We start from the raw sequence: 25,048 nt of genomic DNA on the forward strand, positions 1-25,048 counted from the left end.
ACCCACGTGATCAAAGACGCAGGCGGGGCATTGGCGTTTTTTCAAGTATGCCCCGTATGTGGGCCAAAGGCGGCGGAGAAATTGGCAGAGGAACGGAAAGAAAGACTGCGACGATTGGAAGAGGCCAAAGCGAAATTCGGGATGGGGGTTGGATCTGCATGAGTTTAAGTGCGGTGTCAGCAAATGAAAATGCCCTCCGAAAATTGGAGTGGCAATACCTGAAAAACAGAGCCGGGCAAACGTACATTGCTTGCGAGGACTTGAATTTCCTTTGGACAAAGGAAGAAGTATTTGACTTTGATTGCCTGTGGGCAGAGGGAAAGAGGCTTGACGAACTAGCCCGATATTTTGGTAGACCGCAGGAGGAAATCCTTATCCTTGCCCTTGATCGCGGGACAAAAGGACGGATCGGTCCCAGAAAAGGAGGAATACTCGGTGAAATGCCCAGAGTGCGGGATGAAAACTAGGGTGATAGATGTTCGACACTTTGAAACATTTACAAAGCGAAATCGACGATGCTATGGGTGTGAAACGAGATTTGCCACGACAGAGAGCATCTCTCATGTGTATGTGGATCGTGGAAAGAAAATTGTAAAGGATGTGTACCAATAAAATGATGCAAGAATTAACCAAAAAAATACAAGAATGGGCAGTTGAACGGAATTTACATACAGCAGACCCAAACAAACAAATATTGAAACTTGGCGAAGAGTTTGGAGAGTTATGCCAAGGACGAGCCAAGGGCAACCCGGATCAAGTAAAAGACTCTATAGGCGATATGTACGTAGTACTTACTATTTTGGCGATGCAGTTGGGCACTAGCGTAGAGCATTGTGCGTCATTGGCATATGACGAAATCAAGGACAGGAAAGGAAAAATGGTTAATGGCGTGTTTATCAAGGAGGATGATTTGAATGTCTGACGAAAGCAAAGAATTCTATGTCAATGAATTATTAAGAGTAACTGGTTACAACGAAAAATACCTTCGATCACTACATATCAAGAAGCTATACGATCTGTATTGTGAGCGAGTGCTGGAAGGTCAGGGGATGGTGTGAGTGATAGAGTTTACCATCCCTGGGGAACCCGTAGCACAAGGCCGTCCCCGGGCATCTACTAGAAACGGAAAAGTAAGGATGTACGATCCGGCTAAATCCAAAAACTACAAGACTTTTGTCCAATTAGTAGCGAGACAGCATGCCCCGAAAAAGCCATTGGAAGGCGCCGTAAGCATGACAGTGAAGATTTATAGACCAATGTTAAAAGGATTCAGCATGAAGCGCAGAAACGAAGCGGAGGCCGGATTATATAGACCGATTACGAAGCCTGATAATAGCAATTACTTAAAAGGGATTGAGGATGCTTTAAACGGAGTGATTTATCACGATGATTCTCAAATCGTGACTAGCAAAGTTGAAAAATATTATTCTTACAACCCAAGAGTTGAAATAAGGGTGGAGGAAGTGATCCCATGAAACGCAAATACAGGGCAGGCTGGTATCTGCTCTTTCGCAAAGAGGGGCGGGACCGCGTTTGGCTCTATGAGAAATTACAGAATCATGAAGTACAAGCCCGGTTCCGGCAGGGATGGAGGATAGCATGAAACAAATCAATCAAGGCCTGCGGGAAATTACTTGTGGAAATTGTGGAAAACCCATAACCACTAAAACCGATGTTGAATATAGTCGATTTTATAGTCAGTTTTACTGTAATTATAACTGTGCATTAAATGATTTTTTCGATAGGGCGCAATGCACACCCTTCGACTTTACGGACAAACAACAACTAAGTGATAAAGGGATTGAGATAAAAAAAGGTAAATTTCATTGGAAATAAGAAGTAAAGGAGGAGTACGAATTGGATTTAATAGAGATTGACCGCCTTATCGCTGAAAAGGTGATGGGGTTTGAAGTGACCAAGGATGGCGAAAGGGTTCAAGATGGAAAAAGATTCGGAATACCATCCTATAGCGAAAAGATTGAACATGCTTGGTTGGTAGCTGAAAAGCTAGGTGATGAATACGGAGTGTGTATTAGTAATCAAGGTGGATGGGGTTGCTTAATATACGATTTGGACACGGAAACAAGCTATACAGCACAGGGACAAGTACCACTAGCAATCTGTTTAGCTGCACTGAAAGCTGTTGGAGTGGAGGTAGAGGAATGACTGATGAAGAAAAAATCGAACAAATAATAAGTTCTTTAGAAAATGGATATGAGTACAATCCACATACAATTGAAGAACAACGAATTATTTTGGATATGAATTGGCTTATCAATTATGCCAAAAGCGCATCTAAGCAAATAAATGAATTAAAAATAAACAATGAAACCGCTAGAGAGAATAGTAGAAGGTTAAGAAAACAAAACAAACGCTATCGTGAAGCGATTGAGAAAGCTATGGGGGAAGGAATTCTAATTAAAAATTGCGATAAAGCAATAGACCATATGTATGGAATTCTTGGTGAAGTATTGGAGGGTGAATCAGATGAATGATGAAACAGCAATCAATATAGCAATTACTTCTGTAATGGCAAGTGCACTAGATAACGACACAAAACAAGAAGTTATTAAAGTTCTTCGTGCATTGGAGGAACAGCAGAAGGAAATAGGACGGCTTGAAAAATATGTAGAAACTTTGCAGGATGTGCATTTCACGGAAATGCAAACAGAAAAAGCTGAAAACGACCGGTTGCGGAAAGCGTTGGAGAAGATTGGCAGTCCGATAATAGGAAGCACTTTTGCAGACATGTTTGAGTTAAAACAAATTGCCCGGCAAGCACTAAAGGAATGACAGGAGAGAATGGGATGATTGGTTACAAGGATAATGAAATGGCGACCATTACATTAGAACGATACGATGAATTAAATGAAGAAATCGAGCGTTTAACGGAAAGGGTAAATGACTTTGAGGCCTTATTCCGAAAAGAAAACGAAGGTGGCAGAATCGTGATAAATGTGGATAAGGCTTCATTGGACGACTGGTTAAAGTGTTGGCTTGGCTATGGATTTACTCATACAGAGGTACGGTACAACGACAAACGACAGGAGGACTAACATGCAGGACAACACAACAAAGGCGGTTATAAGCCTGCTTGACAACGCAGTTTATAGGGTTGTCGATGGAAAACTGGAACAAGTGGACAAACCTAAAGATGGATTTGGGGAACAAACGATATATTGGCAGGATGGTAAGCCACATAGATACAAAGTGAGCTATACAAAGAGATGAAAGGAAGGAAAAACAAAATGACTTTAAAAGGCGCTTCAGTAATAGGCGGACAAATAAACTATCCTAGTTTAACAAATAAACTCCCATCGGAAGAGTATGCAAAAGCAAAGGTTCATATCTGGTTAATGATGCTGAATGATGGTCAAAATCCCGTAAGGTGGCTTAAACCCAACGGTAAAGGAACGAAAGTGAATTTTGAAACACTGAAAGACCAAAGCGATTATGATGAGAAATTGCTTTTGTTGCAAGAATATATAAACCAAGTGAATGAAGATTACGGGCTAGATTTTAAGCTAAAACGAACCTAAACATTCTGGAAAATAACTAAATAACGCTATCGGAAAAACCGAGGCACTGAAAGGCGAAAGCTTTTTGGTGTCTTTTTGCATTTAGGAGGGAGTCATTTTATGAAGATGAAACGCCCAGAATGGCACTGTAAGGATTGTGTTTGGATTACGAGGGAAAATCTATGTCCATTTATTAGATGCGTCAGATGGAACGGATTTATTGCTAATAAGGGGGCGAAGTCATGCAAAGAAATGAAATCGAACAAATCTTAAAAGACTATCACTGGATGATCAATAGCATCAAAATCATGCGAAAATCATTGGAGCAAGCAGGCGAGGGGTTAACGGCCCAATACGGATTAGAAGCAGCTATGCCAAAGGCGAAAGGTGAAACAAGCGATCCAGTGCATAGAGAGGTTGTCAGAAGGGGTAAACGGTTCAAAAAGATTAGGGAGTTTGAAGAAAAGATATTGAAGTTTCAGGGGCTGTTCCATAAAGTAAGCGACGAAAGGGAGTGCGAGGTCCTGTACTGGCTCCTGGAAGGGAGAAGCTATCGGTGGATTGGCCATCACATGGGATTGTCCTTCTCTCACATCAAACGGATTCGGGATTCTATCGTGGATAAACTTTCATTTGAAACAAATGGCACAAATGGCACAGATGTTACAAAGTTGAAAAAAGAAAAATGTGCTTGTTAAAATGGGAGGGAGGTTCGGCGCGGATATGTTCTGGCTGATCCTCTATAACCTTACGTATCTGTCGGCGCTGTCCCTTGGAAAAGGATGGCGCTACTCTTTTTAAATTGGTAAGATATCCCTATACATAATGTGTAGGGGGATGGTGTCTTGAAGAAAGTTCTATTTATTTTTGCAGTAGCTTTATTGTTTGTGGCTGGGTGTTCAGGTGGTAAGGAAGAGTCTGCTGCGCCGAAAGAAGAAAAGATAAAAGAAAATCAGCCCGATCAAGAATCGCCTGAAAATGAAGAAAGCGTATATAGAGAAATGCATATCAACTTGGAACAATTTGTTACTTCATATAACGATATCGTGAAAGATGCTGATTTACCTCAGCTTGAACTTGCTGGAAATGAAAGCATTACAGCTGGTGGATTGGCCGTTAGCGTAAATGATAACGGAACGGTATGGGGGATCCTCCAACCAATGGGAGCAACGCCGTTATCAGTAACATCTGTACTGGAAGCAATAAGTGAACAATCCAGTTCGGAAGATGCTGCAAAAATTGATGAATACGCAAACAGGTTTATGTCCTCTTTAGACAACGAAGAATTATTTGTTGAAGAATTGGAACTGGAAAGTATGACTATTAGCACAAATGCATCAGGATCAGATTTTATCATGTTCTCAGTTTTAGGAGAAGAGAAATAAAAAGCGGAGTGATCAAATGAACATAGTGGAATGTGACCACTGCCGTAAACCAATCACGATCCGAACCAAAGAAAAGAAGCACGGCAAGGGAATCGTTGAAACTTACTTTGTATGTCCACATTGCCAACGTCGGTACACTGCATTTGTCACGAATGCGGAGATCAGAAAGAGACAACGAGAAATAAGACAGCTACATGAGTCGGTGAATAAACCTGCCAAAGACTTTACCGCTGGACGAATAGATAAGCATGAGTATAAACAAGCGATAGACAAGATCCATGAAAAGATCCACAAAAAGAAAGCAGAGCTTGAACCGTTGATGCAGGAACTGAAGAACAAAGTACAAGAGACACTTACTTAATTGTAGGTGTCTTTTTATTATGCCAAGAGAGGACGTGCTTATCGTGACGGAGATGACCAATAGGGTTGAAGGTGTCACAAAAAGAACAGAAAAAGAATTTGAAGTCTTGGAGAAAGAAGCAAGGAAGTTGGGCAAACAAACGAAACGATCTTGCAATGAAGCACATGATGCTTTAAAAACTTTAGCAGAACTTGGAGGCGGCCGAACAGATAAGCCACCATTATTAGTTATTGAATTAGAAAATGAAACAGCTGTCCCGAAAGTATTTTACAAAGGCGAAGAGATGACTGCTAAAGTTCATGTGGGCTTTGATTGGGAAACTAGAAGTTGCGAGCCATTAAGCGGTGGGATGAAGCTCAACATTGAACATGTTGACAAAAAGGTAAAGTGCCCAAACGTTAGACAGATTACTCATAAAGTCGGTAAGTTTGCCTTTGATGACGAATGACCAACCACCAACTCTACGACAAACTCAAACGCAATCAAGAAGCAAAGCGATTCTATAACAGTACAGTATGGATAAAGTGTCGGGAGTCGGTACTGATTAGGGACGACTATCTTTGTCAGGAATGTTTAAGACAAGGCATACTAACACCAGCTGATATGGTCCATCACATTAAACACTTCTTGGATTATCCAGAGCTTGCACTTGTTCAGGATAACTTGATTAGTCTATGCAATCCTTGCCACAACAAAGAGCATCCCGAAAAGGGAGGCGGCGAGAAGAAAAGGAAGGTGAAAATTGATGTGGTGGAGTTTGGGGCTAACCCAGAAATAACATAGCCCCCCCTACCCTCAAAAAGAAGAAACACTTTTCTCCCAGACCGGCCGCCCCCTTCGTTTGCACCGCAGGGAAATTTTTCATGAAAGGGGGGTACCCTAAAAAATGGCAGTTCCTACTAAAAAAATGTTGATTGGATATCTAGGTGAAAATTATGAGGAATCAGACGAACAACTCATCCAGCTGTATATTGAAACTCATCAATTTTATAGAAGGCTACAGCGGGAGATAAAAAAATCTGAATTGATGTATGAGTACACAAACAAGGCGGGAGCCACTAATATGGTTAAAAACCCCCTTTCAATTGAATTGACGAAGACAGTACAAACCTTGAATAACCTATTGAAATCGCTTGGTCTGACACCTGCTCAAAGAAAGAAAATAGTGAGTGGGGATGACGATGACGACTTCGATAATTTCTGAAAATGTAAAAAGAGAAAAACAAAGTTTTAGCTTCATTACTTGGAAAAAAGAGCAGGTTAAAAAAGGTCATATCCTTGAAAAGCCATCCGATAAATTACTGACTACTTGGTACGCTGATCAAGCTGTAAAAGGTAAAATTAAGGTCAGTAAAAAGAATAAAATGGCTGCAAGAAGGCACCTAAAAGACTTAAAAAGGCAAGGAACCGACGACTTTCCTTGGATATTTGATGAAGAAAAAGGGCATCGCCCTATCCGGTTTATAGAGAAGTTTTGTAAGCCATCAAAGGGTGACTTTGATCAATTAACTGCCCAACCTTGGCAGCATTTTGTTATTGGATCGCTTTATGGGTGGATTCATAAAGACACAGGTATACGGCGCTTTCGTGAGGGCCTTATATTTGTTGGTCGTAAAAATGGAAAATCTACTCTTGTTAGTGGATTAACTCTTTACTCATTTAGCAAAGACAATGAAAATGGTGCCGATGTGTTTTTGTTGGCCAACACCAGGAAGCAAGCAGGCATCATTTTCGATGAAGCCAAGGCTATGGTAAAAAAATCACCTAAGCTTCGAAAGCAGTTTAGGCCAACCCGAGACGCAATTTTCTATGATAAAACGATTTCAAAAATAGAGCCTCGTGCATCCGATAGTGAAAATCTTGACGGATTGAATACGCACCTTGGTATTTTTGATGAAATTCACGAATTCAAAGATTATAAGCTGATCAACGTTATCAAAAAATCTCGGAGTTCCCGTAAACAGCCGTTGATTTTGTACATCACAACCGCCGGCTATCAATTGGATGGCCCGCTTGTAAACTATTACGAGCAATCAGCAGATGTGCTTGAGGGTGCACTTGAAGACGAGCGCACTTTTTATTTTATTGCCGAACTTGACAGCGAAAAAGAGTTTGAACAGCCGGATGAGTGGATCAAGGCCAACCCAAATATGGGAGTCTCCCTTGACTTGGATATTCTGGTTGAGGACTGGGAAAAAGATAAACGTACTCCCGAGGAACGGTCAGACTTTATCACAAAACAGTTCAATTTCTTTGTTAAAGCTGATAATCAATCATTTTTGGATTATAGGACTATCAAGAAAAATAATAAGGTCATTGATTTAGAGACTCTAAAAGGAGCTCCTTGTGTTGGGGGGTACGATTTATCTGATTCAGAGGACCATTCAAGTGCTTGTTTAGAGTTTCCGCTTGATACAGGAGAGGTATTTGTCTATTCCCATACGTGGGTCCCGGAAAAGAAAGTTGAGGAAAACAATGAAAAAATACCATACCGGGAATATGAAAAGGAAGGTTGGCTAACTATTATCCCCGGAGAATATGTAAAAAAAGAATACATCGAAAACTGGTTCATAGAACAAAGCAAGCATTTTGTTATCCAAAAAGTAACCTACGATCCAGCAAAGGCTTTCAGATTAAATAAAGCACTTGAAGCACACGGATTCGAAACAGAAGTGGTAAGACAGGGAGCTATAACGCTTGGACCAGCAGTGGATGATGTTAAGGAATTGTTTATTGACGGACAAGTTATTTTTAGTTATCGAACAAACGTTAATGAAAAAGCAAAGATTAACAAACTTTTCCGTTGGTACGTGAATAACGTCAAAATGAAACCGGACAGAAAAAATAATATGCTGCCACAAAAACAAGGTCGCTACCGTAAAATTGACGGCTTCGCGGCTTTTTTAAATGCTCATACAGAGGTCATGAAATTGATGGTAGAGCCTGCGGGGGATGGAAATATTGAATTCTTATCTGTTAATGATTTGTTGGGAGGGTGAAAAGAATTTGTTCAAATTACTTCATAAATTTTTCTCTATGTTTGGGCTATCATTAGGCGGTGCAAGTGCTTGTATCAAGTACGAATGTAAGGAGTACTGCGGGTTATCACCTTCTCAATTAATATATTTCGAACAAATAAAAGCTATCAACAAGCACTTAACGAACATAATTAAGTGAAATTTTGACTGAAAGGTGGGCGAGAAATGGAATTGCGATTAGCAAACAGAACAATTTACAACCTTTTAGAGATAGCTGCTTTAAAGGATGAATACATTAGGACTCTTATAAATCATAGGAAAATAGGTAAAACATCAGCACTTGTTCAGTTTGCGAAGGATAATGGTTATTTTGTTTTGGTTGGTAGTACAGCAATTGCTAAATTCCTTATACGAGAACACGACTATAAGAATATAAGAACCGTCAACTCAATTGCTCTGGACGGAATACCTGGCTTTGTTTTTGATGAATGTTGCCCAATTGACAGGATAAACCAATTAAAAGAGAAGGGGTTCAATATCGTAACGGGGTTTGTTAAAGATGAAGATTTCTATGCGACTGTTTGTAATTGCGGAAAGTTGAAGTAAACGCGCAACCTATTTGAAAGGTGGTGAGAGTTTGAAATGGTTCAATCGATTTAAGGCGGCAGCTAAAGGAGCAGCTGCGGGGTGGAAAGGGAAAATGTACGACTTTTCTTCTTGGTTCGGTCGTAAATTTTGGGGTGTCGATAATAGCAAGCTGGCCACCAATGAAACTATCTTTTCTGTCATTTCGCGGTTAGCAAATACGGTTTCTATTTTACCCATTAAACTTCACCAAAATTACGAAATGAAAACCAACCAGGCATATGATGTATTGGTCAATAGCCCTAACCAAAACATGAATGGCTTCGATTTTATAAACAAAATGGAAGTCTCTAGGAATGAACGCGGCAACGCTTATGCTGTGATTATGCGAGATATACGTATGCAACCGGAGGCACTTATTCCAATTGATCCGACGTACGTCACGCCGTTTTTAAATACCGATGACGACACATTGTGGTACCAGGTTCAGGGGGCAGGCGGGACTTATTATTTTCACAATATGAACATGCTGCACGTGAAGCATATCACAGGTATATCACGGTGGCAGGGTATAAGTCCGCTGGATGTTCTTAAAAATACCCTTCTTTATGATAAAGCCGTTCAAGAATTTAGTTTGTCGGAAATGGAGAAACCAGAAAGCTTTGTCCTTAAATACGGGTCGAATATCAATGAGAAAAAAAGAGAAGAAGTCACAAAAAACTTCCGTGAATTTTATAAGAACAACGGCGGCGTCTTATTCCAGGAACCGGGCGTTGAAATTGATCCGATCGAGAAAAAATATTTTTCTTCAGACACTTTAAAATCTGAAAGGATTACCCGGTCAAGAGTGGCCAACGTGTTCAATGTTCCGGTTTCTTTTCTAAATGACGGGGAAGTACAGGCTTATACGTCAAATGAACAGGTCATGATTCAGTTTGTTCAAATGACCCTTACGCCGATAGTCCGGCAATATGAGCATGAGTTTAACAGAAAGCTTCTTACTGAGCATGAGAGGAAGCAAGGATACTACTTTAAATTCAGTCTCGGAGGATTGCTGAGAGGGGATACAGCTGCTAGGACGGCCTATTATCAATCCGGTATCCGCAACGGGTATTTAAAGCAGGATGAAATAAGGATGTATGAGGATTTACCTCCGGAAGGTGGCAATGCTAATAAACTTTGGGTTAGCGGGGATTTGTACCCGATTGATATGGATCCAGCTGAAAGGAAAATCACATCGAAAGGTGGCGGAAGTGATGAATAAAGCGAAACTAATCGCAGAGTTTGATAGGGCTCAAAAAGATAGTGATTATTCATTCGTTATTTTAGAAATAGTCGCTGAGGGCACGAGGGAATTTATTGTTGTACCAAGAGAATCATTTGCTGATAAACTGGCCTTTTATAAAAGGAGCTATACAGACGATTTAGTACACGTTATGAACAAAAACGTTTCAATTACTAGCTTTGCAGCAGTGAAGCATATCCTAACAAATACGATGTTTATGTAAGAGCAACCCTTGAAAGGTGGTGAGAAGAGTGAGGAAAAATCAAAAACCGAATAAATTTTGGAAAATGAAGGTGTCTGCCGATTCAAACGATACGGCGGATATTTTTATTTATGGAGAAATTACTAAATGGGCTTGGACAGAAGACGGGGAACATTCAGCCACTACATTCAAAGAGGAATTGGACAGCTTGGGAGAGGTTTCAACCATCAATCTCTATATAAATAGTCCAGGAGGTTCTGTTTTTGAAGGAATCGCCATTCATAACATGTTAAAGCGACACAAAGCGAAAATTAATGTTCATGTGGACGCTTTGGCAGCTTCAATTGCAAGTGTCATAGCTATGGCTGGTGACACTATTTTTATGCCAAAAAACTCTATGATGATGATCCATAATCCGTGGACGTTCACTTGGGGGAACGCTGCCGAATTAAGAAAAGAGGCTGATGATCTCGACCGAATTGGTAATTCCTCCAAACAAACCTATTTACAAAAGGCGGGCGACAAGCTAACTGATGAAAAACTGCAGGAAATGCTTGATGCTGAAACTTGGCTATCAGCTGAGGAAGCATTTGGATACGGCCTTTGTGATGTGGTGGAAGAAGAAAACAATATGGTTGCCTCCATAAGTGAAGAAGTGTTTTCAAAGTATAAGAATATCCCAAAACAGTTTGCGGCGAAAAAAAGCGCAACTATAACAGCTAAGGAAATGGCAATTCGACAAAAAATCGCAGAGGAAGCAAAAGCAAACTCTGCTTATTTAAATACAATTCTAGGAGGAATTTAAAATATGAAAACACTGTATGAATTAAAACAAAACTTGGCTACTGTTGGCCAACAATTACAAAAAGTAGAAGGAGAACTTGCTCAAAAAGCAATTGACCCTTCTGCTTCTATGGAAGATATCCAGGCCCTCCAAAAGTCAAAAGAGGACTTGAAAGCTCGTTTTGATGTAATTAAAGAGCAGCATGACACAATGGAGGCAGAGCAAAAAGCACAATTTGCTCAAAACAAAGGATTGCAAGCTGTTGCAGACCCAAAAGAAAAGGTAGTTCAAGCAAAAGCGGAATTGATTAAAAATGTTATGGCAAACAAGCCCGTTTCTCAAGAGATTTATCAAGCTTTGGGCGATGATTCCACGGGTGGAGGTAAATTCTTGCCGAAGACAGTGGCAAACGATATTATTTCCGAGCCACTAGTTAAAAATCAATTGCGTGAGATTTCTACTTTTACAGCCATTACTAATCTTGAAATCCCGAAGATCAATTTCACTCTTGATGATGATGACTTTATTGCGGACAAAGAAACAGCGAAGGAGTTAAAAACCACTGGTGATGTTGTTACTTTTGGACGTAACAAATTTAAAGTGTTTGCGGGGGTTTCCGAAACTGTTTTACAAGGTACGCATACTAACCTGGTGTCGCATGTGGAAAATGCTTTACAGTCCGGCGTGGCGGCAAAAGAAAGAAAAGTGGCGTTTGCTCAAAATCCAAAAACAGGAGAAGAGCACATGTCTTTCTATTCCAGCCAGAACGGCATTAAAGAGGTTGAGGGTGACAATCTCTATCAAGCTATAAAAAAAGCAATTGCTGACTTGCACGAGGATTACCGTGAGAATGCCACAGTCGTCATGAGGTACCAAGACTACTCTGACATCATCGAAACGCTAGCGAATGGAAATGCAACGCTTTACAGCGCACAACCTGAACAAATTCTTGGTAAGCGCGTTGTATTTAGTGATGCGGCTATTTATCCTATCGTGGGTGACTTCTCTTACTCACACTTCAACTATGACATTGGCACGACTCTATATGAGCGCGACAAAGATGTGAAAACAGGAGTCGAGCAGTTTGTTGTGACGGCTTGGTTTGATCATCAGATTAAACTAAAGTCAGCTTTCCGCATTGCAAAAGTCACTTCTACACCCTAACAGGCCCGTAAATGTAAAGGCTAGTGCTACTGACACGAAAGTAACTCTCTCGTGGGACTAGCCTTTATACAGGGCTATTCATAAAGGAGGTATATCATGACAACTTACAACGTTTATCGTAACGGTTCAAAAGTTAAAAGAGGTTTGACCGAAAAGACGTTTACTGATTCTGGACTGTCGCCTAACACGGAATACACATATCAAGTCAGTGCTGAAAACAGCTCAGGTGAAAGCGAGCTATCTGACCCAATTAAAGTAACAACTAATTATAGTGATCCGACAGCTATAGAGGTTAGCCCAAAAACAAATAATTTAGAGGTTGGCGGCACTCGTAATCTATCAGCTACTGTTTCGCCGTCCACTGCCAAGCAGACTGTTACATGGACGAGTTCGGACACTAAAATAGCTACAATTGATAATAACGGCAAAGTGACTGCTATTGCAGCAGGAACAGCCACAATAACGGCCTCGTCGACTGAAAAGAGCACTGTTAAAGGAACTGCTTCGGTGAATGTAACTGCGCCAGAACCTGAACAACCGCCTGAAGGTGAAGGATAATGCAGGATGACCTTTTGACTTTATGTAAACGGCAATTGAGACTTGAACTTGAGGAAGCTGATCATGACGAAGATATCACTTTCTTAATTGAATCAGCAAAAGATGAATTGGAAAAATCGGGAGTTGAAGACGATGAGTCGAAAAGTTATCAAAGACTTGTCGTTTTAATGGTCTCAAAAGCACATGAAGGCGAAGAAACACCAAAAAATCTTGATAAGAGTATTCAAACTCTGCTTTTGAAGCTGAAAAGATGGTGATCAAATGCCATTCAAGAAGAGTAGAAATCCAGCTAAATATCGGAATCGAGTCACCTTCCAAAAGAAAGAAAAAGTAAAGGACAAAGAGGGTAACACGGTTACAGAGTGGGTTGACCAATTTACGGTTTGGGCATCCATTAAGGGTTTGCGTGGTAGAGAGTTAATTGACGCTGGTGCTCAAGCTGTTAAAATCTCTACCCGTATTTATATACGGTACCGACCGAGCGTGACTCACGACATGCGGATAAAATTTGGAAGCAGAATCTTTGACATTGTCAATGTAAACAATATCGAGGAAAGAAATATCGAATATGAGATTCTAGCAAATGAGGTGAACCTCAATGGCTAAATTTGAAATGACGGGGCTTGAAGGAACCATGTCATTTTTTGAGAAGTTGGGAGAAGAAGCAGAAAAAGCGGAAGATCAAGCGTTAAAAGCTGGCGGTGAAGTTATTAAAAAGCATCAGATCGATAATGTTAAACGAAGCGCTAAAAATCAACCTCATATCCAGGACAATATTACTGTCGGAAGGCCGAAGGAGACAGATGAAGGAAAATTGGTTGAAGTCGGACCAAACAGAAAGGTTGCCTGGCGGGCTAAGTTTTTAGAATACGGCACATCGAAGATGCCTGCTTATCCTTTTATTGAAAAAGGCGGCGATCAAGGAGAAAACGAAGCTGTTAGTGCAATGGAGAAAGTATTCCTGGGAGCAATAAAAGGATGAGTGATATTACAGACAGCTTCGATGCAAAGGCGGAGCTTTTAAGAGCATTTGAATCAAGTGATCTCTTAAGTAGAGAAGTCGCGGGCGGTTTTCATAATAAGGTGGCCCCAGAAGTGGAGCCCTTCCCCCGAATTGTTTATCAAGAGATAAGAAATAGTGACGAGGACTATGCGGATAATGAATCAACATCGGCAATTGTCGCTTTCCAAATAAGTATTTTTTCCGATGAAGAGACTGTATCAAAAGAAACCAAAATAGCCAAAGAGGTTGACGAGGTACTAAAAATTATCGGTTATAAGCGGTACGATTCAATTGACCTGTACGAGGATGATACAAAAAGGCACCACAAAGCAATGAGATATAGAAAAAAGTATTTTTTTTAAGCGCTCTTTAGGAGTGCTTTTTTATTTTACATTTTTAGGAGGTTTTATAATGGGAAAAGTTTTACATGGATTGGATATGTTCCACCTAGCTTTACTTACTAGCGATAACGCAACAGGGGTTGAATATGAAACTCCAGAGGCGGTACTTGGTGCAGTGAATGTTAACGTACAGCCTAACATGGAGTCTAATCCATTTTATGCAGATAACGGAGTTTTTACGGTTCTTAATAGCTTAGGAGATATCGATGTTGATATGGAAGCTGCGGACCTACCTTTTGAGCTTCAAAAGAAAATTTTTGGTCATCAGGAAGAGAACGGAGTCCAATTTGCTAGTAAGGACGACATTTCGGCTGAACTAGCCTTGGGTTTTAGGGCTAAAACATCAACAGGTGGATACCGATTCTATTGGTTCTTGAAAGGAAAGCCTGAATTGCTTCCTATTGAGCATCAAACAGATGAGGGAAACACCACACCGCAAACAGCTAAGCTTAAACTGAAGTTCATGCCTCTCCAACACAATGGGCGCTGGAAAGCTCAAGCAGAATCAGATCAGTTGCAAGGCGCCGATTGGTTTAAACAGGTTGTATATAAAGGAGATATTTTAACACCTACTCCCTAAGGAGCCCTCGTCAGTATCGGCATCTAGCATCACAGACACTTCTGTCACATTAAACTGGACCGATTAGAACGAGGGTTTTCATTAAGAGAGATTCATTATCGAATCTCTCTTTTTATTTTAATTTTGAGGAGGATGTGCAACAGTGGAAAATCTAACAATCGTTTTAAACCTTGAAGGTAAAGAGAAAAAGTTTGTTACTCCCGACTTTATCAGTGGCCTTAAATTCAGAAGGGCTGCTGAAATAGCGGAAAAGATTGAAACGGGACAGGTATACGACGGAGAAGACCTGGACTCAATGATTAGCTTTGTGTGCGAACTTTTTGATCATAAATTTACAATTGAAGAATTTGAAGAGGGAACAGATTCAAGGGTACTTTTGAAAACCATTTATGGAGTAACTTGCTTCGTAATAGGAAATATTGCGAAAGCAAGCGAGCTGATCGGCGGAGAATTGCCAAAAGATGAAGGGGGAAAGTCAAACTGAGTGAAGCAGTCAAAGACTTGTACAACTCATTAATTGATGTTGGCTTCACTCAAAACCAAATAGATCAAATGGATATAGTCTATCATTTGCAATTACTTGCAAAACGTAAAAACGCCACTAAAGAAGATGAAGTAGTTTATATAGATCAAGTTCTTGGATAGGGAGGAGGTAGGATAATGGCGAAAGATATTAAGGTTAGACTGTATTCAAACTCGAGACAATTTAACAGCGAGATGTCCTCCATCTCAAGACAGATGAGGGTTGTAAAGTCCGAGTTTGAGGCTAACAGAACCAGCGTCCAAAACTGGGGGAATCAGATCAAGCAGTCTGAAGCCAGAATAAAATACCTCAACCAATCTATCGATCTCCAAAAACGTAGGGTCAGCGAACTAAGGAAAGCTCATAGTGACTCCGCCCAAGCAAAAGGAAAAGACGCCAAGGAAACCCAATCCCTTGCAACTAGGCTGAACAGGGCCACGGCCGAACTGAATAAGATGCAAGGCCAGTTGAAAACTGCTAATGCCGAGTTAAAAAGGTTCGGCCAACAACAATCCAGTAAGAAGTTGGAACAGGATTTAAAGTCTCTGTCCAATGAAGCCAAAAGGATTGATAACCAATTTAAGTTAGCCCAGTCCTCTTCCAAAAATTTCGGTAATGAGATGCGACAAACCAGTCTTGAAGCCGAACGCTTAAAACAGCAAATGACAGTTCAGTCAAATGTAATTAAGCGTTTGGAACAAGAATATAAAAAGGTTTGGTCTGAGAAACGGAAAAATACTGCCGAAGCCCGTAATCTTGCGAATGCGATTGATCAAGAGCGGATTAAATTAAATGGCCTGCAAAATAGCTTGACGCAAACAACAGCTAAAATGAAGCAGATGAACGCCCAATCCAAGTTAAGTGCCGCGTCCGTGAACCAATTTGGTGACCGAATGAACCATACAGGCATGGAAATGCGCCGGATGGGGATGGGCGTTGGTATTGTTGCTGGTACAGCTTTTGCCACTCTTACTGCAGGGTTGACCAGTGCGTACGGAGCTACTGCCAACTTTGAGCAAGGGATGTCCAAAGTTCAGGCTGTTTCGGGATCCAGCGCCAAAGAAATGAAGCTACTTGATAAGCAAGCGCGGGAGTTAGGAGCATCTACCAGATTTACGGCTACGCAAGCTTCCGAAGGCATGGAGAAGCTTGCACTTGCGGGATGGAAAGCTAACGAAATAATGGCGGGCATGCCGGGTATGCTCAATCTTGCCGCGGCGGGAAACCTTGATCTGGCAACAGCGGCTGATATTACCTCAGATACGATGGCGGCGTTTGGGTTAGAGGCTAAAAATGCAGGGCATTCAGCAGACGTTTTTGCTTACGCTCAAGCCAACGCAAACACCAACGTGGAGCAAATGGGAGAGGCTATGAAGTATGCGGCTCCTGTCGCCAACGCACTTGGATGGACTCTTGAGGAAACAGCGGCTGCGCAAATGGCTTTGGCCGACAGCGGGCTGAAAGGCTCGATTGCCGGGCAGGCTTTTGCTACCTCATTGGCTCGTCTAGCAAAACCGACAGACGACATGGTGGCAGAAATGGATCGTCTTAATATGAAATTCTTCGACGCTCAAGGCAATATGAAGCCTCTCCCGAAAGTCATGGCCGAAATAGAAAAAGGCACAAAGGGTATGACCAGGGAGCAAAGGTCAGCCACCTTGACAACTTTGTTTGGTGCAGAAGCATATAAACACTGGGCAATTTTGCTTGAAAGAGGATCAGATAAGCTCGCCAAAACAACTGAAGAGCTAAAAAATGCTGATGGCGCTGCCGAAAAAATGGCTAAAACGATGATGAATAATGCCGCAGGTAAGGTCATCGAGTTTCAGTCGGCTATTGAGGGTCTGCAAATTAGTCTGACTCGCCATTTAATGCCAGCATTCAGTGAAATAGTCGAGACGGCGACAGGCTGGGTTCGGAGTTTTACTGATTTGGACGAAAGTACACAAAAGACGATAGTATCAACAGCGGCTTTTGCAACAGCTGCTTTAGGAGTTACAACTGTTGTAGCAGGATTAACAGCTGCAGTTGGTGCATTTTTAACATTTGCTGGGCCTGTTGGACTTGCAATTGCAGGGGGAACAGCGGCATTAGGGGCGCTAGGTGTTGCTTTGTATGCTGCTACAACACATACTGAAAATTTAATGAAAGAGCAAGAAAAGGCAAAAGAGGAAGCTGTTCGTTACGGAGACGGCCTTTCGGCAGGGACCAAAAAAGGTGTAAAAGGGTACGTCGATTTGTACGAGGGCGCCAAGTTAAAAATGCATCAACTCAAAAATATGTCAGGTGAAGAAGCACAGAAAACTTCTGCGGAAATCGTTAATGCTTTTTCAAAAATGGCCGATCAAGTTATCGCTGAGCTAGAGACTCAAAAAGAAAAGTTGACCAGAACCATAAACGATGTTTATTCTATAGCCGGCGATGCAGGAAAAGAAGCAGCGCAGAAACTGACAGATGAAGTGCTCGCGAGATTCGATGAAGATATTGCGAATTATAAAAAAGCATTGGATATTGTAAAGAAAGCTCATGATGAGTACAATAACGACCTTTCAAAAATGCCAGCCGATTTTGCAAAAGCATATCAGGAAGCCTTGACAGTCCTAGAAGGAGGATCAAGGGAATTTGCTAAAAGCCAGGAAGAGATCCAAGCTATTCAAAAGAATATGGCTGAATCTCAAGGTAAAATTCTTTTTCAAGAAGCTGAAAAATACACTAAAAGTGTTAACAAAGCCTATAACGAATCACTTCGCAACGCGAATAAATTTTATGCTGATAAAAAAGAAATTCTTGATCAATCTTTAGCCCAAGGGCGAATCACTCAGCAGGATTATAATAATTTAATTATTGGTCTTGAAGCCCGTACGTATGACATGTATGCCAAAGCAAATACAGAGTATGAAAAAGCTTTAGGGATTCTCTCCCAAAACCTTGATAGTCGAGGTAAGCTGATTGATATTGCTACAGGGAAAGAGTTCAGAGCAATGAGACAGGCTGAAATTGATCGCCATGGTTTCATTGTCAGGGAAGCAGAAACACGCGAAGAGTATGTGCAGTCGTGGATGGAGCATACTCAAAACGTCTTAAAAAATACAGCAAATTTCTCTAAAAAGACAAAAGAAATTTACCAAAAAGACTTGCAAGCATTTCTTGAATCTACTGGCATGACTAAGCAGGAGGCAGTCATTTTATCCAAACAGATGACAGAAGAGGCGCTTGCGGAACTGGGCAAAGGTGAAGAAAAGGCAAGAAGCGCTGGCGAGAAAAACATCTGGGCTTTCGCAGAAGGACTAAAATCCAAAAAACCAAAAGAAATTGCTAAACAGATGGGACTGGATTTAAAATCTGAAATGGAAATTGATCTAGGTCCACAGGGTAAAGTTACTTCAGCAGCTTTTGCTCAAGGGCTTTCAGAAGGCACTTATGGATTGGATGCTATTTATAACTACTTCCAAGGTTCCTTGAAAGAAGGAATGAAGTTTGATCTATCGGATGAGGGAAAGAAAAACATTGAAACCTTGAAGTTGGGTATGCAGGCAGGGGCGATTGACGCTCGAGAAGCCGCACGCACAATTGGTTTAGATATTGAAAACAATGTGATGGTGGATCTAGGAAAAGCAGGAAAACACAATGTCGAATCCCTCATTTCAGGATTGGAAAGCGGAAAAATTAGCATCGAAACTTTTACAAAAGGCATAGAGCTAATACTCAAAGAAGGCGCCAAGGTTGATCTTACGGCGGAAGGCCGACAGACCGGAGAAACCGTAGCGGCTGGTTTGGATCAAAGCAAACCGTCAGTGGAAACATCGGGTCGTAATTTAGGGACTTCTTTTGGAACCGGTCTTAATAGCACTTTAGGGTATAACGAGAATGTTAGCGAAGTGATAAACAAGGCGACTTTAAACAAGCTTGGCAGCGGAGAGTCCATCATGTTCTCATCTGGAAACAATCTAGGACTTTCCTTTGGAACTGGTCTTAATAGTACTTTTCCGTATAACCAAAATGTCAGTAATGTTATAAATCAGGCGGCCTTAAATCAGCTAGGACAAGGAAATGTAGAAGCTGGCAAGCATGGTAAGAATAAAGGTGATGCTCACAAACAAGGATTGGATTCCACGAAGGGCGCAAACAAAACAGCTGCCGATGGGGTCGCAAAAGCATCTGATGACGGTTTAAAGCAAGGAAAAAATGAAGCCGGAAAACACGGAAGTGATAAGGGCACCAAACACAAACAAGGCCTAGACTCTACCCGGGGGGCTAACCTAGGATCAGCAGGAATTTTAGGCCGACTAGTTTCATCTGTTCTCGGAAAGACCACGGACGGTGGCGGAGGGCAAAGGGCAGGCATGATGTTTAGCTTAGGTCTGCGTGGAAGAACTGGAGCCGCATCTTCAGCTGGAAGTGGCGTAGCTAAGAGTGGGGAGAGAGGCCTGCGATCCATAAATACAAGCGGCGCAGGTATCGGATTTGTTTCTGGTTTTGTGGGGGCCATTAGTAGCGGCCGCGGATCAGTTTGGAAAACGGCCTGGAATTTAGGGCAATCAGCATTGTCAGCATTAAAAAAATCTATTGATTCGCGATCCCCTTCTAAGCGGACAGCTCTAGAGGGGATAAACTATGTTGATGGTTTCGCTGTAGCGATCGAGAAGCAATCCAAAAAAGCAGTCAAAAGCGCTGTTGAAATGGCAAAAGCAACTCACAAGGCTTTTACTGGCGAAATCGACAATTCGGCATTTATCATTGATGCAGCCGCAAAAGAGATTCGTGCAAATAAAGATAAATTTGTTATTCAGCACAAAGTCGAAAGCGACTCTTTGAAGGTTGAATTGACAAATTTAAAAAGCGAGATGGGCAGTATGGTAGAACTGTTTAAACAGATGCTGCACATGCAATCTCGCCAATTGGCATTGGCAGAACAAGGACAGCAACCGGTGTTTAAAATAAGTGGTCGAGAAATAGCAAGGGCGACCTATAAAGAAACAAAAAAATTAATTGATTTTGATGAGAATAGGTTTAGGTAGGTGGTGAAGTGTGACAACCATAAATTTTAACGGGAAAACCGACAAGCGACTTGTTGTCTTACGAGGAAAAGAACGGCCTGCCTGGGCGCCAGTGAACAGGGAATTTATCCGAGCGCCGGGTAGACCAGGAGGATACCCAGCAGAAACACAAACAGAGGAAAGAGTCATCCGTCTGCCAGTGTTAGTACAAGGTTTAACGATGGAAAATCTTCAAAAGATAAAAGAGGAATTGGCAGATTGGCTTGTAACAGACGATCCCGCGCCCCTTATTATTTCGGACGAACCCGACAGAACCTATTACGCTTATGTCAATGGTAGCCTTGATTTAGAAGAAGTGGTGAATTGGGGAAGTGGTACTTTAGAATTTGTCTGCCCCGACCCCCACAAATACGGCACGGAGCAATCCGCCCCTAGCGACGAGCCGGGGAGTGGACGTAATTATATAAGGAATTCCAACTTTCCGAATGAAGATTTAACTAGTTGGGGTATTCAAGGAGGGAATCTCTTTAATCAGGAGTTTATAAGGGCCGATAAAAACTATTTGCATATGTACAGTAGTACCGCGGACACATATAGAGGTCTGCAACAAGTGTTTAATTTAAACTTAAAAGCTAAAGATGTAATTACGGTGTCTTTGATAGCATACAAAAGGGCGCCAGATGTGGGCGGCTTTCAAATAGGGATACATTGGCGTAAAGACAATCAAATCGTATCTCAGAGTTGGTCAACGATAGACGGAAAGATCACAACGATGATTGATGACATTGGTGTAGAGCCCTCACGTTTTGAGTTTACTTATGCGGTCCCCAACACCACGGACGAGGTCGATCAAATAAATCTCATGTTATATGGGAGTCGCGGCAAGCCATTCGATATTTTCGTTACTGAAATAAAACTAGAGCTAGGAGACACCGCAACCCCGTGGTCACCGGCTCCCGAAGATACGGGAATATTAGAAATTAACAACGAAGGCTCGGCCGACACGTTTCCAGTCGTGGAGGTCAAGCTTAAAAAGCCTACCCCATTTGTGTCGATCAGTAACGGTCATGACATCAACATGATCGGAGAGATACCGGACGCAGAGGAACCGGTATACGAAAAATATAGTAATATCTTGATGGACTATCTAAAAACGACAGTCGGATGGGCAAAAATAAAGTTTTCTCCTTACACTGGCACGATCACGGACGGCATTATATCAGCCGATTCGCAAGGCTTTTTTCCGTCAAGTTACGGTTATGTTCCGGGCTTAGAGTGGCACGGTCCAGCATTGGCAAAAAGCCTGCCAGAGCCTGTTCAAGATTTACTTTTGCACTTGACATCTTATCTGCGGGCGGCTACCCCAAGGTTCCCGGCCGGTTTGTCGAGTGTCGGGCGCCAAGAACTGTATGCGTTAGACAGCGTAAACAAACCTGTCATGTCACTTCACTTTATAAAAGACAGTTATGGCAAAGTGGTGCGTCCCGAAGTAATCGTGTATAATTCTCGCGGTGAACCGAGAAAAATACTCTCGCTAAAGCGCGAGCAGGTGCCCGATTGGAAAGACTTTTACGGATACATCTCTATTTTGCGTGAAGGTCGGAGGATTGTTGCCCAAGCGGAGGAATCAGCGGGTTTATTCGGAGGTGTACGAGACCGAAGAATACAGATATTTCAAGACGTAAAAGGAGAATACCAACGTCCGATAGTGTCGGTGGCAATCGTTTTCCAGGCGTATAGGCAAATTCCTACATTGAATCGCAATCGGGCTGAAAGAGCGGCCGTTGATAAAATTGTACAAAAGCCCGGTGTTCCGTATGTCGCTACAACAGGCGACATTATTACGTTTGATCATCCGCAAAATGTCATTTATAAAAATGGCATTGATGTAAAAAAAGAAAAAGCCTTCATCGGCCAATATTTCGCTTTGAAACCGGGTGAAAATGCTTTGGCTATCGAGCCAGCAGACGCTATCGAGACTATGTCAGTGAGGTGGAGAAACAGATGGCGCTGATACACGTATTGGACAAGCAAACTGACGAAATCATCGAAACACTCAACAATGAGACAGGGGAATATTATGAGTCTCTTATAACAAGTTCACTTGAAAATCAAAACACATTCGATTTTATTGCACTAAAAAAGTTTGACAAACTGGAAAAGAGGAACCGCCTGCTTGTACAAGATGCAGACGGTTTTTTTAGTGAGTTTATTATCAATTACGCCGAGCAATATAAACGAAATGAAAAAATCGTTAAGTCTGATGCAAGTTTTATCGACCTGAAAAAAGCAAAGGTTATTGAGCCGATACGCCTAGAAGGACAAACCCCGGAGACTGCCGCCCACTATGCGCTCGAACGTACAGAGTGGCAGCTAGGCGACATTGATTTTGTAAATATACGAACAATCACCATAACCGATCTAACCAATCCATATGACTTTCTAAAACAGGTCGCCTCTACATTTGACTTAGAGTTGCGCTTTCGTGTGGAGGTTAAGGGCAGGCGGATAGTCGGCCGATACGTTGATCTGAAAAAGCAGATTGCAGGCTTCGAGGGAAAAGAAATTACCTTTGGAAAAGATTTAATCGGCATCAAGCGTGTTGAGGACAGTAGTCGCATTGTTACGGCACTTTTGGGAGTAGGTCCCGAAAAAGAGGACGGATCAAGTCTTGCCGTACTTGTTGAAAACGAAGAAGCTCTACAACGCTGGGGCCGTAATGGCCAACATCTGATTGAGGTGTACGAACCGGAATCAAGCGACCAAGATATGACAGAAGATCGGTTACGAACTCTCACGCAAAACGAACTGGAAAAACGCAATGACGCAGCAGTTAGTTATGAGTGCGAAGCTGTATCTCTCGAACACGTCTTTGGCAGGTCACATGAGCGTATCAGGCTTGGGCAGACTGTTCGGATTAAGGATGAAGGGTTTAATCCGCCTTTGTATCTTGAAGCCAGAATACAAGAGGTGCAAGAAAATCCAGCCACAAGGCAAGTCGTAAACTTTAAAATCGGGAATTTCATCGAGTACAAAAAAGAGGACTTGGAAAAACAAATAGCTTTATTAAAAAAAGTACTCGCTCAAAAAGTTAATGCAGCCGAACTAGAAGCTTTGGAAAGAGCTTTGCAAGGGGAAATAAGCGATATAAACGATGCTCTAACAGACATGGATGAATATATCGAAGGGGCCTTTTCGGATGGCCTTATTGAAAAGTCAGAAGCCCAGGCAATCGAGAAATACGTTAATTCCCTCAACGTGGAAAAAGCAGAATTGGATAGTCAGTATAGCTCGATTTATGATAATGCTGGTTTAACTGGTTCGGCTAAAACAAACCTTTTTAATGCAAAAAATGCATATAACATGTCTCATTCGGCGCTCATTAACTCAATTAACGCAGCAATCGCCGACGGAAAAACTACACCGTCTGAAAAATTAGATGTTGACAATAAATTCGTGGATTACCGATCAAAACTATCGTTATTATCGCAAAGGTTAGAAGAAGCACTTGACGGTATTGCCCAAGCAAAAGCAAGCAAGGCGCTTAGTGATGCCAATACGTTTACGCAAAACAAGATTAATGACGTAAACACAGACATCACAAACATTAATAACCGTGTTAATAATCTGGATTCGTATATAGATGGTGCTTTTTCTGACGGGATTATCGAGCAGTCAGAGGCAAAGGCGATTGAAAAGTATATAAATAGCCTCAATACTGAAAAGACAGACGTAGACAACAGATATATCACTGTCTACAATGACGCTGACCTTACCGGTACTGCTAAATCCAATCTGTACAACGCTAAATTATCATTTAATACGGCTTATAACTCTTTGGTCAGTTCAATAAATTCAGCAATCGCCGATGGAAAGACAACTCCTGCCGAAAAGCAGGATGTTGACAACAAATTTACTGCCTACAGAAATGCGATCGGCACCTTATCCACACGCTTTGAACAAGCGATTCGGGCAATCGAAAAAATGAAGGCTGACCGAGTTGAGGCAGAGGCTGAAAACTTTACAAGGGGATATGCAGAAACGCCTACTGGCGCACAACAAAAGGCGAATGCCGCCAAAGAAGAAGCTAACCAACACACGGATAAACAAGTAGAAACCCGTGTCGAAAAAACAAAAGTCATCCAGAGGGTCAACGAATCTCCTGAACCTAATCAAGTGATTGCGAGCCGTGTTGCTATGGACATCATCGGCCAAACTGGAGCGCCTCAGGCAGGGTCCCCGTTAGTCACAAACTGGGGGTCATTTTATTTCACTCATGAGGCTCCTTATGATTTCGACACCACGGCTCCCAAAAGTATGTTTTATATTGCGGTGGTGCATCAAAAACGGAAAATTACGGTACGTTTGCAAGGCGGGTGTTCTTGGGATCGAATTTTAAATGGCAGACCCGCCAATATTTCTGGCGCGAAAAATGAATATGCCATTACCAAAAACCGAGTAGCGTGGAACGATGAGTATATTTTGCACTTAGGTACTTTTACCGATGCATACAGAAATGAGACATGGGAGCCTCCAAAAGGTTTCACCCCACCGTCTAGTGTACAGGACATCACCATTGATCTGGGGCAACCCACAGGAGAAATGACCTTTTTATATTTTTTAGCAAAAGGAAATTACTGGCGGAGAACGTCAACCGAGAACGCATATGTAAGTCCATATTTACGAATTAATTATTTCCGTATGCACGATTAAAGGAGGGGTAC

At 41.8% G+C, this 25,048-nt stretch carries 34 protein-coding genes; all 34 read left to right on the forward strand.

The window, feature by feature from the left end; translation table 11 throughout:
• Positions 1–6 precede the first annotated feature (6 nt).
• The 34 genes from NST31_RS15300 (at position 7) to NST31_RS15465 (ending at position 25,037) form a co-directional block, all read left to right on the forward strand.
• Positions 7–162, forward strand: a complete 156-nt coding sequence (locus NST31_RS15300) for a hypothetical protein (RefSeq protein WP_339161749.1) — start codon at positions 7–9, stop codon at positions 160–162.
• A complete protein-coding gene (locus tag NST31_RS15305) occupies positions 159–467 on the forward strand; it encodes a hypothetical protein (RefSeq protein WP_339161751.1) in 309 nt (102 codons plus the stop codon). Before NST31_RS15300 ends, NST31_RS15305 begins: the two co-directional genes overlap by 4 nt.
• 146 nt (positions 468–613) lie before the next feature.
• Entirely contained in the window at positions 614–922 is a 309-nt protein-coding gene (locus tag NST31_RS15310; RefSeq protein WP_339161753.1) for a MazG-like family protein, read from the forward strand.
• Entirely contained in the window at positions 915–1,058 is a 144-nt protein-coding gene (locus NST31_RS15315) for a hypothetical protein (RefSeq protein WP_339161754.1), read from the forward strand. The genes NST31_RS15310 and NST31_RS15315 overlap by 8 nt, the downstream gene beginning before the upstream one ends.
• On the forward strand, positions 1,059–1,475 hold the full coding sequence (locus NST31_RS15320) for a RusA family crossover junction endodeoxyribonuclease (protein WP_077114099.1): 417 nt from the start codon (positions 1,059–1,061) through the stop codon (positions 1,473–1,475).
• 124 nt (positions 1,476–1,599) lie between these two features.
• A complete protein-coding gene (locus NST31_RS15325) occupies positions 1,600–1,836 on the forward strand; it encodes a hypothetical protein (RefSeq protein WP_339161758.1) in 237 nt (78 codons plus the stop codon).
• A 21-nt stretch (positions 1,837–1,857) separates the two neighbouring features.
• A complete protein-coding gene (locus NST31_RS15330) occupies positions 1,858–2,166 on the forward strand; it encodes a hypothetical protein (RefSeq protein ID WP_339161761.1) in 309 nt (102 codons plus the stop codon).
• The gene (locus NST31_RS15335) at positions 2,163–2,495 is read left to right on the forward strand and encodes a hypothetical protein (protein WP_339161762.1); all 333 of its coding nucleotides are present in this window, start codon (positions 2,163–2,165) and stop codon (positions 2,493–2,495) included. Before NST31_RS15330 ends, NST31_RS15335 begins: the two co-directional genes overlap by 4 nt.
• Positions 2,488–2,793 (forward strand): hypothetical protein, encoded by a 306-nt coding sequence (locus NST31_RS15340; RefSeq protein WP_339161764.1) that lies wholly within the window; start codon positions 2,488–2,490, stop codon positions 2,791–2,793. The genes NST31_RS15335 and NST31_RS15340 overlap by 8 nt, the downstream gene beginning before the upstream one ends.
• A 14-nt stretch (positions 2,794–2,807) precedes the next feature.
• Positions 2,808–3,056 carry a hypothetical protein gene (locus tag NST31_RS15345; RefSeq protein WP_339161766.1) on the forward strand — a complete coding sequence of 83 codons (249 nt, stop codon included), beginning with the start codon at positions 2,808–2,810 and terminating at the stop codon, positions 3,054–3,056.
• A 1-nt stretch (position 3,057) separates the two neighbouring features.
• Positions 3,058–3,231 carry a DUF3954 domain-containing protein gene (locus NST31_RS15350; protein ID WP_339161769.1) on the forward strand — a complete coding sequence of 58 codons (174 nt, stop codon included), beginning with the start codon at positions 3,058–3,060 and terminating at the stop codon, positions 3,229–3,231.
• A 17-nt stretch (positions 3,232–3,248) separates the two neighbouring features.
• A complete protein-coding gene (locus NST31_RS15355) occupies positions 3,249–3,539 on the forward strand; it encodes a hypothetical protein (protein WP_339161771.1) in 291 nt (96 codons plus the stop codon).
• Positions 3,540–3,760: 221 nt separating this feature from the next.
• Positions 3,761–4,216 carry a DNA-binding response regulator gene (locus tag NST31_RS15360; protein WP_339161773.1) on the forward strand — a complete coding sequence of 152 codons (456 nt, stop codon included), beginning with the start codon at positions 3,761–3,763 and terminating at the stop codon, positions 4,214–4,216.
• Positions 4,217–4,363: 147 nt separating this feature from the next.
• Entirely contained in the window at positions 4,364–4,903 is a 540-nt protein-coding gene (locus tag NST31_RS15365; RefSeq protein WP_339161774.1) for a hypothetical protein, read from the forward strand.
• 16 nt (positions 4,904–4,919) lie between these two features.
• Complete coding sequence (locus tag NST31_RS15370) at positions 4,920–5,264, forward strand: hypothetical protein (RefSeq protein WP_339161776.1); 345 nt, start codon at positions 4,920–4,922, stop codon at positions 5,262–5,264.
• 34 nt (positions 5,265–5,298) lie between these two features.
• Positions 5,299–5,712 carry a hypothetical protein gene (locus tag NST31_RS15375; protein WP_339161779.1) on the forward strand — a complete coding sequence of 138 codons (414 nt, stop codon included), beginning with the start codon at positions 5,299–5,301 and terminating at the stop codon, positions 5,710–5,712.
• Positions 5,709–6,047 (forward strand): HNH endonuclease signature motif containing protein, encoded by a 339-nt coding sequence (locus NST31_RS15380; RefSeq protein WP_339161781.1) that lies wholly within the window; start codon positions 5,709–5,711, stop codon positions 6,045–6,047. Before NST31_RS15375 ends, NST31_RS15380 begins: the two co-directional genes overlap by 4 nt.
• A 103-nt stretch (positions 6,048–6,150) precedes the next feature.
• Positions 6,151–6,468, forward strand: coding sequence for a P27 family phage terminase small subunit (locus NST31_RS15385; RefSeq protein ID WP_339161784.1), 318 nt, complete (start codon positions 6,151–6,153; stop codon positions 6,466–6,468).
• The gene (locus NST31_RS15390) at positions 6,446–8,263 is read left to right on the forward strand and encodes a terminase large subunit (RefSeq protein WP_339161786.1); all 1,818 of its coding nucleotides are present in this window, start codon (positions 6,446–6,448) and stop codon (positions 8,261–8,263) included. The genes NST31_RS15385 and NST31_RS15390 overlap by 23 nt, the downstream gene beginning before the upstream one ends.
• A 204-nt stretch (positions 8,264–8,467) precedes the next feature.
• Positions 8,468–8,848, forward strand: a complete 381-nt coding sequence (locus tag NST31_RS15395) for a hypothetical protein (RefSeq protein WP_339161789.1) — start codon at positions 8,468–8,470, stop codon at positions 8,846–8,848.
• A 31-nt stretch (positions 8,849–8,879) separates the two neighbouring features.
• Positions 8,880–10,091, forward strand: coding sequence for a phage portal protein (locus NST31_RS15400; protein WP_339161791.1), 1,212 nt, complete (start codon positions 8,880–8,882; stop codon positions 10,089–10,091).
• On the forward strand, positions 10,084–10,335 hold the full coding sequence (locus NST31_RS15405; RefSeq protein WP_339161794.1) for a hypothetical protein: 252 nt from the start codon (positions 10,084–10,086) through the stop codon (positions 10,333–10,335). Before NST31_RS15400 ends, NST31_RS15405 begins: the two co-directional genes overlap by 8 nt.
• A gap of 28 nt (positions 10,336–10,363) precedes the next feature.
• Positions 10,364–11,119 carry a head maturation protease, ClpP-related gene (locus NST31_RS15410; protein WP_339161795.1) on the forward strand — a complete coding sequence of 252 codons (756 nt, stop codon included), beginning with the start codon at positions 10,364–10,366 and terminating at the stop codon, positions 11,117–11,119.
• Positions 11,120–11,122: 3 nt separating this feature from the next.
• On the forward strand, positions 11,123–12,262 hold the full coding sequence (locus tag NST31_RS15415) for a phage major capsid protein (protein ID WP_339161797.1): 1,140 nt from the start codon (positions 11,123–11,125) through the stop codon (positions 12,260–12,262).
• 96 nt (positions 12,263–12,358) lie between these two features.
• Positions 12,359–12,820 carry an Ig-like domain-containing protein gene (locus NST31_RS15420; RefSeq protein ID WP_339161800.1) on the forward strand — a complete coding sequence of 154 codons (462 nt, stop codon included), beginning with the start codon at positions 12,359–12,361 and terminating at the stop codon, positions 12,818–12,820.
• Complete coding sequence (locus NST31_RS15425) at positions 12,820–13,077, forward strand: hypothetical protein (protein WP_339161802.1); 258 nt, start codon at positions 12,820–12,822, stop codon at positions 13,075–13,077. Before NST31_RS15420 ends, NST31_RS15425 begins: the two co-directional genes overlap by 1 nt.
• Positions 13,078–13,081: 4 nt before the next feature.
• On the forward strand, positions 13,082–13,426 hold the full coding sequence (locus tag NST31_RS15430; RefSeq protein WP_339161805.1) for a phage head closure protein: 345 nt from the start codon (positions 13,082–13,084) through the stop codon (positions 13,424–13,426).
• Positions 13,419–13,802, forward strand: a complete 384-nt coding sequence (locus tag NST31_RS15435; RefSeq protein ID WP_339161807.1) for an HK97-gp10 family putative phage morphogenesis protein — start codon at positions 13,419–13,421, stop codon at positions 13,800–13,802. Before NST31_RS15430 ends, NST31_RS15435 begins: the two co-directional genes overlap by 8 nt.
• Positions 13,799–14,185 (forward strand): hypothetical protein, encoded by a 387-nt coding sequence (locus NST31_RS15440; RefSeq protein ID WP_339161811.1) that lies wholly within the window; start codon positions 13,799–13,801, stop codon positions 14,183–14,185. Before NST31_RS15435 ends, NST31_RS15440 begins: the two co-directional genes overlap by 4 nt.
• Positions 14,186–14,234: 49 nt before the next feature.
• Positions 14,235–14,804 carry a major tail protein gene (locus NST31_RS15445; RefSeq protein ID WP_339161815.1) on the forward strand — a complete coding sequence of 190 codons (570 nt, stop codon included), beginning with the start codon at positions 14,235–14,237 and terminating at the stop codon, positions 14,802–14,804.
• 142 nt (positions 14,805–14,946) lie between these two features.
• Complete coding sequence (locus tag NST31_RS15450) at positions 14,947–15,288, forward strand: hypothetical protein (RefSeq protein ID WP_339161818.1); 342 nt, start codon at positions 14,947–14,949, stop codon at positions 15,286–15,288.
• A 176-nt stretch (positions 15,289–15,464) separates the two neighbouring features.
• Positions 15,465–20,345: a phage tail tape measure protein gene (locus NST31_RS15455; protein ID WP_339161821.1), complete on the forward strand. Its 4,881-nt coding sequence runs from the start codon at positions 15,465–15,467 to the stop codon at positions 20,343–20,345.
• Between the two features lie 10 nt (positions 20,346–20,355).
• A complete protein-coding gene (locus NST31_RS15460) occupies positions 20,356–22,338 on the forward strand; it encodes a distal tail protein Dit (protein ID WP_339161825.1) in 1,983 nt (660 codons plus the stop codon).
• Positions 22,329–25,037 carry a phage tail spike protein gene (locus tag NST31_RS15465; protein ID WP_339161826.1) on the forward strand — a complete coding sequence of 903 codons (2,709 nt, stop codon included), beginning with the start codon at positions 22,329–22,331 and terminating at the stop codon, positions 25,035–25,037. The genes NST31_RS15460 and NST31_RS15465 overlap by 10 nt, the downstream gene beginning before the upstream one ends.
• Positions 25,038–25,048 lie beyond the last annotated feature (11 nt).

Origin of the sequence: Siminovitchia sp. FSL W7-1587, from assembly GCF_037963795.1 — a bacterium.
GTDB classification, from domain to species: domain Bacteria; phylum Bacillota; class Bacilli; order Bacillales; family Bacillaceae_C; genus Siminovitchia; species Siminovitchia thermophila.

Bases quoted from the DNA above. Each gene is read 5' to 3' on its own strand.
- NST31_RS15390 (WP_339161786.1), top strand. From the start codon at position 6,446: ATGACGACTTCGATAATTTCTGAAAATGTAAAAAGAGAAAAACAAAGT.
- NST31_RS15370 (WP_339161776.1), top strand. From the start codon at position 4,920: ATGAACATAGTGGAATGTGACCACTGCCGTAAACCAATCACGATCCGA.
- NST31_RS15385 (WP_339161784.1), top strand. From the start codon at position 6,151: ATGGCAGTTCCTACTAAAAAAATGTTGATTGGATATCTAGGTGAAAAT.
- NST31_RS15455 (WP_339161821.1), top strand. From the start codon at position 15,465: ATGGCGAAAGATATTAAGGTTAGACTGTATTCAAACTCGAGACAATTT.
- NST31_RS15315 (WP_339161754.1), top strand. From the start codon at position 915: ATGTCTGACGAAAGCAAAGAATTCTATGTCAATGAATTATTAAGAGTA.
- NST31_RS15440 (WP_339161811.1), top strand. From the start codon at position 13,799: ATGAGTGATATTACAGACAGCTTCGATGCAAAGGCGGAGCTTTTAAGA.
- NST31_RS15405 (WP_339161794.1), top strand. From the start codon at position 10,084: ATGAATAAAGCGAAACTAATCGCAGAGTTTGATAGGGCTCAAAAAGAT.
- NST31_RS15465 (WP_339161826.1), top strand. From the start codon at position 22,329: ATGGCGCTGATACACGTATTGGACAAGCAAACTGACGAAATCATCGAA.
- NST31_RS15310 (WP_339161753.1), top strand. From the start codon at position 614: ATGATGCAAGAATTAACCAAAAAAATACAAGAATGGGCAGTTGAACGG.
- NST31_RS15420 (WP_339161800.1), top strand. From the start codon at position 12,359: ATGACAACTTACAACGTTTATCGTAACGGTTCAAAAGTTAAAAGAGGT.
- NST31_RS15305 (WP_339161751.1), top strand. From the start codon at position 159: ATGAGTTTAAGTGCGGTGTCAGCAAATGAAAATGCCCTCCGAAAATTG.
- NST31_RS15445 (WP_339161815.1), top strand. From the start codon at position 14,235: ATGGGAAAAGTTTTACATGGATTGGATATGTTCCACCTAGCTTTACTT.
- NST31_RS15425 (WP_339161802.1), top strand. From the start codon at position 12,820: ATGCAGGATGACCTTTTGACTTTATGTAAACGGCAATTGAGACTTGAA.
- NST31_RS15335 (WP_339161762.1), top strand. From the start codon at position 2,163: ATGACTGATGAAGAAAAAATCGAACAAATAATAAGTTCTTTAGAAAAT.
- NST31_RS15430 (WP_339161805.1), top strand. From the start codon at position 13,082: ATGCCATTCAAGAAGAGTAGAAATCCAGCTAAATATCGGAATCGAGTC.
- NST31_RS15340 (WP_339161764.1), top strand. From the start codon at position 2,488: ATGAATGATGAAACAGCAATCAATATAGCAATTACTTCTGTAATGGCA.
- NST31_RS15325 (WP_339161758.1), top strand. From the start codon at position 1,600: ATGAAACAAATCAATCAAGGCCTGCGGGAAATTACTTGTGGAAATTGT.
- NST31_RS15415 (WP_339161797.1), top strand. From the start codon at position 11,123: ATGAAAACACTGTATGAATTAAAACAAAACTTGGCTACTGTTGGCCAA.
- NST31_RS15395 (WP_339161789.1), top strand. From the start codon at position 8,468: ATGGAATTGCGATTAGCAAACAGAACAATTTACAACCTTTTAGAGATA.
- NST31_RS15345 (WP_339161766.1), top strand. From the start codon at position 2,808: ATGATTGGTTACAAGGATAATGAAATGGCGACCATTACATTAGAACGA.
- NST31_RS15355 (WP_339161771.1), top strand. From the start codon at position 3,249: ATGACTTTAAAAGGCGCTTCAGTAATAGGCGGACAAATAAACTATCCT.
- NST31_RS15350 (WP_339161769.1), top strand. From the start codon at position 3,058: ATGCAGGACAACACAACAAAGGCGGTTATAAGCCTGCTTGACAACGCA.
- NST31_RS15380 (WP_339161781.1), top strand. From the start codon at position 5,709: ATGACCAACCACCAACTCTACGACAAACTCAAACGCAATCAAGAAGCA.
- NST31_RS15360 (WP_339161773.1), top strand. From the start codon at position 3,761: ATGCAAAGAAATGAAATCGAACAAATCTTAAAAGACTATCACTGGATG.
- NST31_RS15435 (WP_339161807.1), top strand. From the start codon at position 13,419: ATGGCTAAATTTGAAATGACGGGGCTTGAAGGAACCATGTCATTTTTT.